We start from the raw sequence: 15,245 nt of genomic DNA on the forward strand, positions 1-15,245 counted from the left end.
TCTTAAGCCGATTATCCTCCCTGAGCATCTTGCCGGGCGCCGGACGCCGTGGTCAGTCCAAGGGCGCGCCCCTGCGGGGGCGGCAGAAACCACAGCCGGCGCAGTTCGCCGGGCGGCAACTGCCAACTCTCGCGTGGGCGGTTCACGTTGAATATAATTGTGGTGGAGAACTAGGCCCGCCCGCGAGGCGGGCACCTTGCCCTGCGCCGTCTGACGGCACAGCCTCAGCCCGTCGGCTAACCGGGGCGTTGGCCCCCTCGACTCAAGAGTGATCTCAACAAAACCGCCGTCAACCGGGCACCCGTCCAGCACGGCATACGCCCCACGGCGCGGCTACCGCGGACCTAAGAAAGGATCGCACCTGTGCCCGCCTTACCAGCCATCGTCGCCCGGCCCGGGGTCCTGCTCCTGAGACGGGGACGGCATCGCAGGCCTGCCCGCGTTCGGGCGTCCGCAATACCCAGTCGGAACCTCTGATGGACGCCGACCTGCCCCTTGCGGACGAGCTCGCCGCCCTCACCGCCCGGATCGCGGACCTGCTGCTGACTCACGACACCGTGAAGCAAGCCGTCCAGGCCCTCGCCCAGGCCCTCGTAGAAGCAATCCCCGGAACCGCCGGCGCCGGCATCACCCTGATGGATGCCCGGGGCCGGCGTACAAGCACGGCCTCCACAGATCCGGTGGTGCTGGACGCGGACCAATTGCAGTATGACCTCGGACAGGGGCCCTGCCTTACCGCCTGGGCCCAGCAGTCAACTATTACTGTCGAGGACACCCGCACGGAAACGCGCTGGCCCGCCTGGACCCGGGCCATCGCCCATTTGCCATTGCGCTCAGTCATCAGCTCCCCGCTGTCAACTCCCGACGGGGCAATCGGGGCGATGAAGGTATACTCCCCCATCCCAGGCGGGTTCGATTCCCGAGCCGTACGAGTGATCGAGCTGCTGACCCGCCCAGCTGCCCTGATGCTTGCCAACGCCCAGGCACGTGACTCGGCGCAGCGCTTGAGTGATGGGCTCATCCGGGCACTGGGAGACCGCGACGCGGTGAGGACAGCTACCGGCATCCTCATGGAGCGCTTCCGCCTGAGCCGGGATCAGGCCCTCGCCGCCCTCATCACAACTTCCCGAAAGCGGCACGAACCGCTGCACCAGCTCTCCCGGGAAATCGTCGCCGGCGCGCGGTTTTAGGACCGCCGGCCATTATCGCGTCGTTGCTGGTCCCGGCTATCCGCGGCCCCCAAGTCCCGGGGTCCGATAGGACCTGCACGTGACGGCAAACCAGGGGCGGCCGGCAGAGGTCCCGGTGGGAAGTGGGGTTATCAGAACCGAGAGCCCCGGCGATGATGACTCCAACCACGGTAGACAGCCTTCCGGAGGTCTGTACCGAAAATTTGCAATCTATATAGGAAGTGTACTTACTATTTGATGGTAACCATGCTTACTATTCAGGCGTGCTGGTTCATCAACAGCAGCTAACCCCTTAAAGGAAAGAGAGCAATGATGACCGAGAACCCATATGGCACCGGACCGGGCACAACTGGCCTAGGCACCACGGGCGCGGGCACTGCCGGCGCGCAGGGCGGTGCCTCCGGTAAGACAGAGGTGGCGAAGGAAGAGGCCGCGCAGGTGGCCGGACAGGCTGCCGGTGCCGCCCAGAACGTGGCGGAGACGGCCAAGGCCGAGGTTGCCAATGTCGCGTACGAAGCTAAGAACAGCGCCCGCGATCTTCTGCATCAGGCGAAGTCCGATCTGACCAGCCAGGCCGGCACCCAGCAGCAGAAGGCCGCCGAAGGCATCCGCACTATCTCCTCCCAGCTGCGAACCATGGCCGATGCGCCGGACCAGCAGGGCGTGGCCTCGGACCTCATCCGGCAGGCCGCAGAGCGCTCAGAATCCGTGGCGTCCTGGCTCGACAACCGGGACCCAGGCTCGCTGCTGGACGAGGCCAAGTCCTTCGCCCGCCGACGCCCGGGCACCTTCCTCCTCCTCGCCGCGGGCGCGGGCCTTCTGGCCGGACGCCTCGGCCGCAGCCTGCAGGCCGGCGCTCCCGCAACAGGAACGGCAGCGGGGACCACAACAGGCACCGTGCCGCCGCACCCCGTGCAGCCGCCGGTGACGGACAGCCTCGCGGCAGCGCCGGGCGCACCCTTGTATGACGCGCCGCGGGCAACACCGACAACCTACGCAGAAACGGTGTATGGCGAACCTGCCCGGCCGGGCTTCGAAGGCCAGGGTGCGGCAGGGGTTCCCCTGCGCGATCCTGATGACCCGTACGTAGAGGGTGGAGGTCGTCCCCTGTGAGCAGCCAGATACCCGATACACCTCCCACTGCCGCGCATGCCAAGGCGGATTCGACGTCCCTGGGAGATCTCCTGGGTGAAGTCACCCGGGACCTGTCCACCCTGATCAGGCAGGAAATAGAACTCGCCAAGGCCGAACTGAAGCAGTCCGGCACCCGGGCCGGCAAGGGCGGCGGCATGCTCGCCGGCGCCGGCGTGGCCGGGCACTTCGTGCTCCTGTTCCTGTCCATCGCCCTCTGGTACGCCCTCGGTGAACTGATGGGCCTCGGCTGGTCCGCCGTCGTCGTTGCAGTCATCTGGGGCATCATCGCCGCGGTCCTCGCATCGGTAGGACGCAAGGAACTCAAGGCCATCAAGGGCATGCCCCAGACCGTTGAGACCGTCCAGGAAATCCCGCCCACCCTGAAACCCAATGGAGACCACCGATGAGTGAAAACCCGGACGCCATCCGCGCCGACATCGAAGCCACCCGCGCACGCCTCGGCACCAACGTGGACGCCGTGGCCGACAAAGTAACACCGTCCAACATCGTCCACCGCCAGACCAGCAAGGTCAAGGACGCCGTTTTCGGAGTAAAGGAGAAAGTCATGGGCACCGCCGAACACGCCACTCACAGCGCCTCCGGCACCGCACACCACGCCACCCACAGCACCGGAAGCGCCATCAGTGACGCCACCGACGCGGTCGGCTCCACCCTTCACGACGCAGGCGAGGCCATCGGCGATGTCCCGCACAAGGCGGCCGCCAAAACCCAGGGCAACCCTCTCGCCGCCGGCCTGATCGCGTTCGGCGCCGGGCTGCTGGTCTCCTCGCTGATCCCGCCGAGCGAGAAGGAACGCGAGGCTGCCGACGCCCTAAAATCCGCCGCGGAACCGGTCACCACGCAGCTGGCCGAAGCAGCCAAGGACATGGCGCAGGGTTTGAAGGAACCCGCCCAAGAAGCCATGGAAAACGTCAAAGCCACCGCCACCGACGCCGCCCAGCACGTCAAGGAGGAAGGGCAAACTGCCGCCTCCGAGGTCAAAGAGACCGCCACGGATGCCAAGGACCACGTCCAAAACACGTGAGCCAGCATGAGCCTGGCTCATTCGACAGGACCGGAACGCTGGCCAACACACCGGCTCCTCAGCATCGCTGCCCGTCTGGATGAGCTGCAGATCAACCGCAACCTCACGCAGTTGGGCTTGACCAAAGCCTCGCTGGACATAATGGAGTCGGTGGCGGAACTCGAGCCGGTCACCGTGTCCGACCTCGCCGCGCTGCTCTGTGTGAGCAAGCAAAGCCTGGGCAGGGTGGTCCGCCGACTCCAGGGGCTTGGCTTCCTGAGCAGAGAACGCGCCGGCGACCGCCGCTACACAAATATCCGGCTCACGCACAACGGCCGGAAAGTGCTCGCCACCGCCGAAACGCTCGTCCAGCGGCTTAAACGGAGCAGGCCGGATACCGAATCCGCCCTGCGACTCGACCTGGAACGCTACATCCGCGACCTGCGGATGTAGCGTTCCACGTCTGGCCTCCGGCGCCCAGGCCGCCGCAGATATTCCGGGGCCCCTGCTTGCACTTGTTTCCTGCGCGGTCCATGGAGAGTAGGCTCAGAATCAGCGGCGAAGCGATCACCAAGTGCGGAGCCAACTTCAGGACTCCCGGGGTCGTATTCGGCCTGTTTGTCGCGTCATGGCCGTGGACGCAAGGAGTCCGCGATCATCCCCGGACGTTGAATCCGGCCAAAAAAGACGGATCGGGGGACCCGGCTCCAAGTGGATCGAGGCATGCGATGACCGCTGAGTCTGGCCGGCCACCGGCGCCAGGGCAACTCCCGTCGCCGACGATGGAACAACTGCAGGATCTCCTGCTGGAAAGCCCCGGATTTGACGATTTCCTCCTTGAACTGACGGTCTTCTCTGCTTCGAAACTCGCCGCACCCGAACCGATGCTGTGCGCGATTTCACTCGAGCGTGACGGGCGGCCGGTCACCGCGGCCAGCAGCAGCGACAGTGCCAAGCAGATGGACGAAAGACAGTACGGATTCGACGACGGCCCCTGCCTCACAGCGCTCCGGGAAAACCGAACCGTCCTCGTCTCGGACCTCAAAACGTCCGAACGGTGGAGTCGGTACTCACAGGCGGTCACGGACGACGGCATCACATCGGTCCTTGCCGTTCCGGTAAATGCAGGACCGAACGCAGCGGCAGCTCTCAATTGTTATGCCCGGAGCACACACACGTTTAATGCGGCAACCATTGCCGCGGTGGAATCGTATGCGGTGCCGCTGTCCCGGATTCTCCGCTTGGCGCTTCGGGTGCACCGGCTGGAGATCCATCCCGAAGGCCTGCACGGGGCGCTGCAGTCCAGGGCAATCATTGACGCCGCCCTGAGCCTCATCATGGCCCAAACCCGGGGCAGCCGCGAGGATGCTGCCACTCTTCTGCATGAGATGGCACGGTCCAGCAAACAACAACTGAAGCAGATAGCCACGGACATCTTGAACGGCTCAAAGCTCCCAGAGCAGGTGAAACGTGATGACGAAGCACAGCAGTAAGCCCACGGCAGTCCTTGCAGGGCGCAGCACTATGATGGGAAGCACCTGCCGGACGTATCCCTCCAGAGGGATGCTCACGACCCTGATGACATGTGAGGCCAGCCAGTGACGCGGAAGCACCCAATGGCAGGCGAGCTGCCCGAGATCTTCGCTCGGGTCACGGGCCTCCTGCTCACAGAACCAGTGGTTGACCGGGCCGTCGCCAACATTGCACAGGCAGCGCACCAAAGCCTGCCCGGCAGCGTCGGCGCCGGAGGCACGCTCATCGATGCCCACGGCCGGCCGACGAGCACAGCGTCCACCAACAGCATCGTGAAGCGGGCCGACCGGCTGCAGTACGATCTCGGCGATGGACCCTGCCTCGCGGCCTGGGCGAGCGCCCAGACGGTGCGGGTGGACGACCTTCGCCATGATCAACACTGGCCGGAATGGAGCAGGGCGGGCGCCCGTCTTGGCTTACTGTCCTGCATCAGCGTTCCCCTCCTGGTTCCGGACGTGACCGGACGCAGTGAACCCGAGGCTATTGGCGCGATGAAGGTCTATGCAGATGTGCCCCACGCCTTCGACGAACGCAGCGAACAGGTCTTGTCCCTTCTTGCCGGACCTGCTGCGCTCATCCTGGCCAACCTCCAGGCCCGGGAACGCGCCGAGCAACTCAGTGACGCACTGAAGGACGCCCTGCACAGCCGGAGCCTGATTGACATGGCCAAGGGCGTGCTCATGGAGCGCCTCCGCGTGAGCGAGAGGGCCGCCCTGCAGGTCATGATCGCACGCGCCCGCACGCAGGAGATCCCTCTTAGCGCCGTAGCCCACGAGACTCTTGAACCGACGACGGACCTCGACCGAACGCCATGAGCGTTGACTCGGACGGCGAGGCTCAACGGGACCTGACGGCCAAAGCATTCCGGCAGGCCGACCTTGATGTCGATGAGTTATGGATGCACTACTTCAGCATCGGCGGAGACGCGGGAACCATGGAAATTGACGCCTACCTCCACGGCTCATACATGCTGCGCCCCATCCAGCGGGACCTCCTGGACCACGCCATCTACGAACTTGGCAACGCTCAGAAGGCGTGAGCCGTGAACCCGGCAGGGATCAGAAGTGACCGTCAGGGGCGGGCCGGCACCCTCGCGTCTCCAACAGGGAAGGAGATGGCGAGTCCCGGGATTTAGTCGCGGAACGCTTCCGGGCCCGGCACTCCGCCCACGGCGGCCACGAGGCGTTCTCTGGGGCGGCTAAGGTGCTCGTCGAGGACGTTGCTGGCAGCGGCTCCGTCGCCGGCTTCTATGAGTTCGAGCAGGTGTTGGTGTTCTTTGATGATGCGTTCGGGCTGGACGAGCTGGAGGCCCTGGATCTGGGCCATGCAGAGTTTGACCTGGGAGACGAGTGAGCCGTACATGCGGCTGGTTCTTGGACTGCCGATACTGTCCACGAGTGCCATGTGAAAGCGCATGTCCGGGTCCACGGTGTCAAAGCCGGAGTTGCCGTCCAGTAGTTCGAGTTCCCGCTGGGCGGCTATTGCTCCGGCCGGAACCGAACGTGCCTGCGCCAGTTGCAGGAGGACGGCTTTTTCAAGCCGCGCCCGCGTGAAGTAGATGTCGCGGACATCTTCGGGCCCGAGTTTGATGACTCTTGCCGTCTTGTTCGTGCTGCGCTCGAGCACTGATTCGGAAACAAGCTTTTCTATTGCGGCCTTCGCGGTGGGCCGGGCTACGTCGTAGCGGGTGGCGACGTCCGTTTCGGTGAAGGAGGTATCGCCAACGTATTCGCCGCGCAGAATTCGCGAGCGCATGTCATCGGCTATGACATCGACGCGGGACGCGGTCGCTGGCTGGGCTGTCACTGGGAACTCCTCTGTTTCCCCGCCACTTTATCGCCTTTGGTTAGGCACATCCACTTGTGATTGTCAGACAAAATTATGTGAATTGCTAGACAATATGAGTTTTGTGATGTCTACTTTGTTGGACACAGCAACGACGCATAGCCCTCCCCAACACCGCACTGAAGGAAACAGCATGAGTCAACTCACAGCCGGCCGCCCCCGCGAGGAATCCGGTCCGCATGCCCGTGACGCCGCACCCCGTGCCACGCGCGTTCTGGTCGCCCCTGACAAGTTCAAAGGCTGCCTGAGTGCGCTTGGCGTCGCCGAAGCCATCCGCTCAGGAATCGACTCCCTGACCACCGACGCACAGGTCCAGGTAACAGTCCTCCCCCTCGCCGATGGCGGAGACGGGAGCGTCGAGGCAGCCGTGTTCGCCGGCTCACGGGCGCAAACAGTTGAGGTCCACAACGCCGACGGCGAAGTGCAGCTCACCCAGATCGCCTTTGACGGGACAACAGCGGTGGTGGAAGTGGCAGGAACCTGCGGTCTTGCCACGGTGCAGGGCCCGTTACGTCCCTTGGCGGCGTCGAGCCGGGGCTTGGGCGAAGCCATCCTGGCTGCTGCGCTCCTGGAACCGAAGACCATCGTCATTGCCCTCGGAGGCAGCGCCAGCACCGATGGCGGGGCCGGAATGCTTGCCGCCCTCGGCGCGGAGTTTCGGGACGAACAAGGACGCCTGCTGGAACCGGACGGAGGCTCACTTCACCGAATAGCGCACGTCGATTTGAGGACCGCATTCGACTTCGATGGAATTGAACTCATCGGTGCCAGCGACGTAACCAGCCCCCTATGCGGAGTTCAAGGGGCCGCGCACGTCTTCGGACCGCAGAAAGGAGCGGACCCTGAGCTGGTCGCGGTGCTCGACCAAGGCCTCCGCGCCCTCGTCCAAGCCTGCAACACCATCCCAAACATCGACGCGCCCGCCCTCGCCGATATCCCCGGAGCCGGCAGCGCCGGGGGCATCGGCTTCGGCCTCCTCCTTCTGGGCGGCTCCCTCGTCTCCGGAGCCGACTACTTCCTGGATCTGCTGCGCTTCGACACGCACGCGCAGCAGTGCGACATGCTCGTGACCGGAGAAGGACGCCTCGACGACCAGACATCAGGCGGCAAACTTATCTCCGCCGTATGCAGCCGCGCAGGAAACACCCCGGTGGCTGCAGTCGTTGGCGCCTCGACCCTGGACCAGCAAGCAGCCCGCCAACTAGGCCTGTCAAAGGTAATAGCGCTGCGGGACCTCACGGCCCAAGACACATCCAAAGATCCAGCCCAGGCGACCAACGCACTGCAGAACGCCGGGCGAATTCTCCGCGCCCTCGCCTCAGGCCCATTCGCGCCATAAATCCCGGGCGTGGCCTAAATACGGGATGTTTCCAGCGCCCCTGACGCCCGTCGGCAGTGCTCGCAGGCGTCCCAAAATAAGTCCTTCGTGACACACCACGCCGTCAGTTGCCTGCGATGGTGTACAGAGCCCAGCCCTTGGTGAAGGTCTGCCGCGGCGCCCAAGCGCTCCTGTTTGCCGGGTAGTAGTGAAGGACCCCCGCACTGTCCCGAGCCATCAGGCCGACCGTCCCGTTGCCGGTGAGTCCTGACATGGCGCGGATGGAGCTCATGGCGTTCCAGCCGGTGCCGATAGTCGCGCGGGGTTCGGAGATGAACGATCCGGCACCGTTGGTCCGGTACAACTTGAGTTGCCCGGAGGAATTTTTGGCAACAACGTCGTTGTTGCCGTCCCTATCCCAGTCCAGCAGATTGAAGGACAGCCCATTCCAGCCGCGGCCGATCCTCACCCGCGGTGAAAGACCCTTCCCCGACGGGTTTCCGTAGTGGAACAAGTCACCCGTGGCGTTGTTCCTGGCGATGATGGACGGGTATTTGTCCGTCTTCTTCCACTGGCCTACGGTGATCTCGTAGTTCTGCCAGCCGGTGCCGATCGCGTAATCGTGGAACCCGCCGGTGCTGATTCCCTCACGGTATGTCAGGGTGCCGTTCTTGTTCTGCACGATCAGATCCGGAACACCGGCATCGTCAGAGTTCCAGTTGGTAACGAAGAAAACCTTCGGGACCGTAGACCCTGCCGGCCCAATGGCCCTGCGCTGCGGCGTCACCCCGGGTGACATCCAGGAATAGGACCAGAGAGTGCCGGCGCCATCATAAGCAACCACATTCGCGGTTGAGTCGATTGCGAAGTTCCAGTTGGTGTGCGGTGTGTCTGCCGCCTGGGCAGGCAGGATGCCGGATACCGCGAGGGACAGTGCGGCGGCGATACTTACCAGCCCTGCTCTGGTGCGAATGGTCTTTTTCATGTAGCTGTCGAGCCTCCCCAATATGCGTTGTGAGTACACTCGCTTAGTTTCCGGGGAAGTCGCGTTTATTACATCGGAGCGAAACAAGGTCAACACAGCGGACGACGGCGGGACGTCCCGCCGTCGTCCGTTTGCGTTTTGGCGAGGTGCCCTACAGTGCATTTTCTGGTCAGTGCGCGGCCTCTCCCCTCCCGACCACTGTTCAACCAATCGATTTCCGCTGCCCCCGAAGTGCGTGTGCGGGTGGGCGACAGAGAATTAGCAGAAGTACTTAGGAGTCGAAGGACGCGACTGCGACCAGGCTCAATGTTGGACGGGCCGAGTGCCTATTATCCGAGGCAGTACAGGCGTAGCGTCTAGCCAACGGGGTAAGGGCGATCGATGGCTGGACCCAGCCTCGCATAACGCCGCCCCGGTCTTGAACCGTTGAAGGAGGCGGGGATGGCTGGATGGAATGCTGACACGGCTGCCGGGCCTGTGGGGGCAGGCACGGTTACTTTGGTGGAGGGTTCATCCTTCTGTATTTCGTCGGCGAATGGTGACATCCATCCGGAGCATCCGCACGGTGTTTTCCACGAGGACACCCGCATCTTGTCCCGCTGGAACCTGGCAATCAATGGGCAGCCTCTGGAGCCGCTGACAGCATCGGCGAAGGAACCTTATCGGGCCTTGTTCATTGGCCGCGTCCCCCGCTCCGATGGGTACGCGGACAGTCCGCTGATCGTGGAACGCCTGCGGGAAGTGGGTGTCGGGGTCCTTGAGGAGATCACCATCCGGAACTACTCCTCGGACGAAGCCGCATGCGTGGTAAACCTGAACGTCGAATCGGACTTCGCGGATCTCTTCGAGGTGAAAGAGGCGCGCGTCCAACGGCACTGGGAAGAATCCCGTCACGCGGACGCGGACTCGCTGACCATTAGGGCGGTCTGGCAGGACGTCCGGAAGGGCGTCGTCGTTTATTCCAGCGGCGCCGACGTCACCCCGGAGGCCCTGACCTACCGGGTGGTTGTCCCGCCACATGGACAGTGGAGCACCCTGCTGACCGTGGTGCCCACCGTCGACGGCTCTGCACCGGTGGCGTCGTTTGTTCGTCCGGTTCGAGGTGAGATGTCTCCCAGCGACCGTCGGCGCCAGGATTGGGTAGCGAGGATTCCCAAATTGCATATAGGCAACCGTTCCATCGAACGGACTCTGCGCCGCAGCTACGACGATCTGGGCGCGCTGCGCATTGAGGATCCCGCCCATCCGGAGCGGATCGTCGTGGCCGCCGGGGCGCCCTGGTTCATGACGCTCTTCGGCCGGGACTCGCTCACGGCTTCGGAAATGGCCCTACCGGTGGACCCGTCGCTGGCACTGGGCACGTTGCAGACGCTGGCTGACCGCCAAGGCCGCGTGGTGGATCCCATGAGCGAGGAGGAACCGGGGAAGATTCTTCACGAGGTCCGGCTCGGCGTCTCCAGCGGGCTTTCCCTGGGCGGCAAGTCCGTCTACTACGGCAGCGTGGACGCGACTCCACAGTTCGTGATGACACTCGCATCGGTTAGCCGTTGGGGTTTCGCCAAGGACACCATCGCCGCACTGCTGCCTCACGCCGACCGCGCGCTGGACTGGGTTCGGGACTACGGGGACAGGGACGGCGACGGCTTCGTCGAGTATGAGCGCCTCAATGACCAAGGCCTCATCAATCAAGGCTGGAAGGACTCCTGGGACGGCGTCAACTTCGCGGACGGTCGTATCGCCGAACCCCCTATCGCGCTGTGCGAGGTCCAGGCTTTGACCTACAGCGCATATCTGGCCCGGGCTTTGTTGGCGTACGACGCCGGTGACGCGCCTTTGGCGGCCCGGCTCGCCGCGGAAGCAGCACAGCTGAAAAAGAAATTCAACGAGGAATTCTGGATGCCCGACCGCGGCTACTACGCTATCGCCCTGGACGGCCGGAAACGGCAAGTCGATGCATGCGCCTCCAACATGGGGCAATGCCTGTGGCACGGCATCATGGATGAAGACAAGGTCCCCCTGGTAGCCGAAAGGCTCATGTCCCCCGAGATGTTCAGCGGCTGGGGTGTGCGAACACTCGCGAGCGACATGGGCGCCTACAACCCCGCGAGCTACCACAACGGCTCGGTCTGGCCGCATGACAACGCGATCATCGCCGTCGGACTGATGCGGTACGGCTTCGTGGAAGAGGCACAGCGCATCGCCACCGCCCTGTTCGAGGCGGCCGATTACAGCGACGGCCGTCTCCCGGAACTCTTCTGCGGTTTCAGCCGTGACCAGGTCGCCGAGCCTGTGCCCTATCCAACGGCCTGTTCCCCACAGGCGTGGGCAGCGACCACGCCGATCATGTTGATTACAAGCCTGATGCGGTACGACGCCCACATTTCCCGTGGCGGCTTTTGGATGGACCCGGCACTCCCCGATTCATACGGTGACCTGCACATCACCAATGCGCCAATGGCGGCCGGCCGCATCACCATCGATATCAAGGGATCTGAACCAACCGTTCAGGGTCTGCCCGAAGGGATAGCGTTCCACCGTGAACACCGGCCATGGCTGACGGAACTCATGGAGCAAGCGGGGCTGGGAAACGAGGACTAGCCAGACCGTCTTGAAGCAGGTTCTGACCGATGTGCCCGGCCCGTACAGGGGCGGGCACACCGGTTCGGCTCTCTGCTAAACCGAGACGTCGAATTCGATGGTGCCCCAGCCTTCGAAGGTCCCTGACCAGCGGCCGGCATCCTTCATGGGGACTGCCTGCAGGCAGCTGCCGGGGAGGATGACCTGCCCGGGTTCGAACTCGACGTCGTAGTCGGCGAGGCGGTTGACGAGCCAGGCGACGGCGGCGAACGGGTTGCCGAGAATGTTGCCGGTGGTCCCGGCGATAACTTCCCGGTCATTGAACCGCAGGACGCCCCGTGTGTCGCGCAGGTTCAGGTCCGTGACGTGCCGGGGGGTGCCGCCGAGAATGATGGCCCCGGTGGAGCCGTTGTCCGCCAGCGTGTCCGGGAGTCCGATCGCCCAGTCCTTGACCCGGGAGTCGATGATTTCAATCGCCGGCAAAGCGTAATCGATGGCATTGATGACGTCTGCGATGGTGGTGTTGCGGCCGCCGAGGTGCCCTCTCAGCACGAATGCGGGCTCGAGTTCAACGAAGGGTTCGATGAACTTATTCCGGTCGAGCGTGGTGCCCTCGTAGGTGAAGGTGCTGGCCAGCAGATGCCCGTAGTCCGGCTGGTCGAGGCCGAAGGCGTCCTGCATGACCTTGGCGATGTTGCCGAGCTTGTAGCCCACCAGACGGTCGCCGTCGGCCACGGCGTGGCTGACGTTGATCTTTTGCACTTCGAATGCGGCATCCGCGTCAAGAGACGGCCACGTCTCGGTCGGGGCTGCGATCGGTTCGCCCTGAAGGCGGGCCGTGCGGAGGGTGTCCGCGATGTTTTCGAGCGTAATGGTTGGCATGATGAAGTCCTTTGTCTGCCTGGTAAAGGTGGATTTCCGGCCCCGGATGATTCTGTGTTGGGAGAGGTCTATCCGGGGCCGGAAGCATGAGGTGCGCGGAAGTTTCTAGCCAGCCTGTTCGGGCTTGCCATCGACCAGCCGGTTGACGTTCCACGGGTTCGCATCCTGCAGGGGTGCCGGGCGCAGCTGCTCCGGGAAGTTCTGATACGCCACCGGGCGCAGGAACCGGTTGATCGCCAGTGTGCCCACCGACGTCGTCTTCGAATCGGACGTGGCCGGGTAGGGGCCGCCGTGGACCATGGCGTGGCCGACTTCCACACCCGTGGGCCATCCGTTGATGAGGATCCTGCCGACCTTGCGCTCCAGGGCAGGGATCAGGCCCGAGGCAACGGGGTAGTCCTCCTCGGCCACGTGCAGCGAGGCCGTGAGTTGTCCTTCCAGCAATCGGGTGGCCTCGATCAGGTCTTCAACTCCCTTGTAGCGGACGACGAGGCTGGCGGCGCCGAAGACCTCCTCATGCAGCACCGGGTTTGTGGTGAAGACATCCAGGTCCGCCCAGAACACTGCGGGGGCTGGCGCGTTCGCGGTCGGGCCGCCCTTGCCCCGGCCGATCAGCTCGACGTCGGCGGCGGACTCCAGCGCATTATGGCCGTGTTCCCAGGCAGAGGCGATCCCGCCGCTGAGCATGGTCTGTCCGGAAAGCTGCGTGACAGCCTCGGTTACGGCCGCCGTGAACTGGTCTCCGGCCTCACCGGCGGGAACGAAAACCAGCCCGGGCGACGTGCAGAGCTGCCCCGAGCTGCCGGTGACGGAGGCGACGTACTGCTGGGCGAGCGTTTCAACGTCCCCGTTCAGCGCGCCGGGGAAAACGTAGACAGGATTGATGGAGGACATTTCCGCATAGACCGGGATCGGTTCCGGGCGGGCTGCAGCCGTGCGCATCAGCGCGGTACCGCCGCCGCGGGAACCGGTGAAGCCCACCGCCTTAATGGCGGGATCCGCCACCAGCGCCTGGCCGATGCTCGCACCCGAGCCGTAGATAAGGGAGAAGACGCCCGGGTGCAGGTCAAGGTCGCGGACGGCGTTGACAATGGCCTGGCCGACCAGCTCGGCGGTGCCGGGGTGGGCGTTGTGTGCCTTGACGATCACCGGGCAGCCGGCTGCGAAGGCCGAGGCTGTGTCGCCGCCTGCGACGGAGAAGGCCAGCGGGAAGTTGCTGGCGCCGAAAACGGCTACGGGGCCGAGCGGGATCTGGCGCTGCCGGATGTCGGCCCGCGGAAGGGGAGCCCGGTCGGGCAGAGCCGGGTCGATGCGGACACCACGGAAGTCTCCCCGTCGCACGACGTCAGCGAAGAGCCGCAGCTGTCCTGTGGTGCGGGCCCGTTCGCCCCGCAGCCGGTCGGCGCCGAGCCCGGTTTCTGTGGAGGCCCGCTCGATCAGTTCATCACCGATGGCGTCGATGTTCTCGGCAATTGCGTCCAGGAACCGCGCATGCTGCTCGGGTTCGAGGGTGCTGAAGGAGTCAAAGGCATCGGTGGCTGCGTCCGTGGCCGCTTTCAGCTGTTGCTCGCTGATGAGGGTGTAGGCCGGTTCCAGCTGTTCGTTCGTGGCGGGGTTAATCCCGTAGGTCGTTCCGCTGGTGCCGGTGACGGTCTCCCCAGCGATGAGGGAATGTCCTTGAAGAGTCATTGTCGCGCCTCCTGGGCGGTTGAAAGCATGTGTGGGCGGCGGTGCGGGAGGGGCTGCTGCCCGTGGTCGGTAAGCGCCCGTGGGCGTTCTGCCTAGGCGTTGCCGGGTCCCAGGTGCCAGATGCCGAGAGCTGAGAGGAGCTCGCGTGGATCCCAGACCACCCATTCCTCTGCAAGTTGGTCGTTTTCGAAGCGGAGGAAGGATGCGCCGGAAACGGTGATGCTCCGGCCGGTCGCGGGGACGTCCATGAATTCACCCTGATGCGTGCCCTGGGTCTGCCAGTGGATCGCGGCGGTGGCTCCGTCTTCGATGATGTGCAGGATCTCGGTGGTTGTGTCCGGGAAGGCTGCGTGGGTGGCCTCGATGGTTTTCCTCAGGCTGGCGTAATCTTCACTGCCTGACTTGGATCGGCGGACGTACCCGGGTGCGAGCAGCTGCTCGAAGTCCGTGAGGTCCCCGTCGCCCCAGGCGCGGTTCCAGGCGTTGAGAATGGTTTCCCGTCGGTTCATGATGCACTCCTTGCTACTTCCGGTGCCGGGATTTCGATGGGCTGGTACTGGCCGAACTTGCCGCCCCTGAAGATCAGGGCGTTGCCGGTTCCTTCGTTCATGTTGGTCACGGCTCCGACCACCATGTAGTGGTCGCCCACCACGACCTCGGCTGTGACGACGCAGTCGATATAGGCAGTCGCGCCGTCCAGGTGCGGGGTTCCCAAGGGGCCTGTGGTGCAGGGGAGCCCTTCGAACTTCTGGGGTCCCTTGCGGGACAGGGACCGGCAGATACTGACTTGGTCATCGGAGAGGATGTTGGCTGTGAAGTTCTGGAGCTTGCGCAGTTTCGGCCAGGTGGAGGACGACTTGTCGACGCAGAACATGACCAGCGGCGGGTCCAGTGACAGGGACTGGAAGGTGCCGACGACGAGGCCGAGTCTTTCGTCGTCATCGTTGACGCCGGTGATGGCCACGACGCCGGTGGGAAGTTTGCCCAGTACCTGTCGGTAGTAGGCGGGCGTGATGTCGGCCACGGGGGTGGCGGCTGTTGCTGGGGTGATGTCCATATCAGTGCTCC

General features: G+C 64.3%; 16 protein-coding genes. 10 read left to right on the plus strand and 6 right to left on the minus strand.

Annotation, left to right across the window (positions count from 1 at the left end):
* Positions 1-476 precede the first annotated feature (476 nt).
* From AC1DDG_RS15680 to AC1DDG_RS15715, 8 genes are all read left to right on the plus strand, one after another.
* The gene (locus AC1DDG_RS15680) at positions 477-1,190 is read left to right on the plus strand and encodes a GAF and ANTAR domain-containing protein (protein ID WP_230121134.1); all 714 of its coding nucleotides are present in this window, start codon (positions 477-479) and stop codon (positions 1,188-1,190) included.
* Positions 1,191-1,502: 312 nt separating this feature from the next.
* Complete coding sequence (locus tag AC1DDG_RS15685) at positions 1,503-2,303, plus strand: hypothetical protein (protein ID WP_476876777.1); 801 nt, start codon at positions 1,503-1,505, stop codon at positions 2,301-2,303.
* Positions 2,300-2,731, plus strand: a complete 432-nt coding sequence (locus AC1DDG_RS15690; RefSeq protein ID WP_476876778.1) for a phage holin family protein — start codon at positions 2,300-2,302, stop codon at positions 2,729-2,731. The genes AC1DDG_RS15685 and AC1DDG_RS15690 overlap by 4 nt, the downstream gene beginning before the upstream one ends.
* Positions 2,728-3,369: a DUF3618 domain-containing protein gene (locus tag AC1DDG_RS15695; protein WP_476876779.1), complete on the plus strand. Its 642-nt coding sequence runs from the start codon at positions 2,728-2,730 to the stop codon at positions 3,367-3,369. Before AC1DDG_RS15690 ends, AC1DDG_RS15695 begins: the two co-directional genes overlap by 4 nt.
* Before the next feature lie 6 nt (positions 3,370-3,375).
* Complete coding sequence (locus AC1DDG_RS15700; protein WP_230121034.1) at positions 3,376-3,801, plus strand: MarR family winged helix-turn-helix transcriptional regulator; 426 nt, start codon at positions 3,376-3,378, stop codon at positions 3,799-3,801.
* Positions 3,802-4,130: 329 nt separating this feature from the next.
* Entirely contained in the window at positions 4,131-4,841 is a 711-nt protein-coding gene (locus tag AC1DDG_RS15705; RefSeq protein ID WP_230121036.1) for a GAF and ANTAR domain-containing protein, read from the plus strand.
* 123 nt (positions 4,842-4,964) lie between these two features.
* Positions 4,965-5,696 (plus strand): GAF and ANTAR domain-containing protein, encoded by a 732-nt coding sequence (locus AC1DDG_RS15710; protein ID WP_230121037.1) that lies wholly within the window; start codon positions 4,965-4,967, stop codon positions 5,694-5,696.
* Positions 5,693-5,920: a hypothetical protein gene (locus AC1DDG_RS15715; protein ID WP_230121039.1), complete on the plus strand. Its 228-nt coding sequence runs from the start codon at positions 5,693-5,695 to the stop codon at positions 5,918-5,920. The genes AC1DDG_RS15710 and AC1DDG_RS15715 overlap by 4 nt, the downstream gene beginning before the upstream one ends.
* A gap of 92 nt (positions 5,921-6,012) precedes the next feature.
* Here the strand turns inward: AC1DDG_RS15715 and AC1DDG_RS15720 are convergent, their stop codons facing one another.
* Positions 6,013-6,687, minus strand: coding sequence for a GntR family transcriptional regulator (locus AC1DDG_RS15720; protein ID WP_476876780.1), 675 nt, complete (start codon positions 6,685-6,687; stop codon positions 6,013-6,015).
* 172 nt (positions 6,688-6,859) lie between these two features.
* On the opposite strand from AC1DDG_RS15720, the gene AC1DDG_RS15725 reads away from it, so the two are divergent.
* Positions 6,860-8,065 (plus strand): glycerate kinase, encoded by a 1,206-nt coding sequence (locus tag AC1DDG_RS15725; RefSeq protein ID WP_476876781.1) that lies wholly within the window; start codon positions 6,860-6,862, stop codon positions 8,063-8,065.
* A 103-nt stretch (positions 8,066-8,168) separates the two neighbouring features.
* On the opposite strand, the gene AC1DDG_RS15730 is transcribed toward AC1DDG_RS15725, so the two are convergent.
* Positions 8,169-9,029: an FG-GAP repeat domain-containing protein gene (locus tag AC1DDG_RS15730; RefSeq protein ID WP_476876782.1), complete on the minus strand. Its 861-nt coding sequence runs from the start codon at positions 9,027-9,029 to the stop codon at positions 8,169-8,171.
* 441 nt (positions 9,030-9,470) lie between these two features.
* On the opposite strand from AC1DDG_RS15730, the gene AC1DDG_RS15735 reads away from it, so the two are divergent.
* Positions 9,471-11,627: an amylo-alpha-1,6-glucosidase gene (locus AC1DDG_RS15735; protein ID WP_476876783.1), complete on the plus strand. Its 2,157-nt coding sequence runs from the start codon at positions 9,471-9,473 to the stop codon at positions 11,625-11,627.
* Between the two features lie 75 nt (positions 11,628-11,702).
* Here AC1DDG_RS15735 and AC1DDG_RS15740 read toward each other — a convergent pair whose 3' ends face one another.
* The 4 genes from AC1DDG_RS15740 to AC1DDG_RS15755 form a co-directional block, all read right to left on the minus strand.
* A complete protein-coding gene (locus AC1DDG_RS15740) occupies positions 11,703-12,488 on the minus strand; it encodes a 2-keto-4-pentenoate hydratase (RefSeq protein WP_230121048.1) in 786 nt (261 codons plus the stop codon).
* Between the two features lie 105 nt (positions 12,489-12,593).
* Complete coding sequence (locus tag AC1DDG_RS15745) at positions 12,594-14,177, minus strand: aldehyde dehydrogenase (NADP(+)) (protein ID WP_476876784.1); 1,584 nt, start codon at positions 14,175-14,177, stop codon at positions 12,594-12,596.
* 92 nt (positions 14,178-14,269) lie between these two features.
* Positions 14,270-14,686 (minus strand): ester cyclase, encoded by a 417-nt coding sequence (locus tag AC1DDG_RS15750; protein WP_230121052.1) that lies wholly within the window; start codon positions 14,684-14,686, stop codon positions 14,270-14,272.
* Positions 14,683-15,234, minus strand: coding sequence for a flavin reductase family protein (locus AC1DDG_RS15755; RefSeq protein WP_230121053.1), 552 nt, complete (start codon positions 15,232-15,234; stop codon positions 14,683-14,685). Before AC1DDG_RS15755 ends, AC1DDG_RS15750 begins: the two co-directional genes overlap by 4 nt.
* Between the last annotated feature and the right edge of the window lie 11 nt (positions 15,235-15,245).

This window comes from Arthrobacter sp. 10L430 (assembly GCF_056395245.1).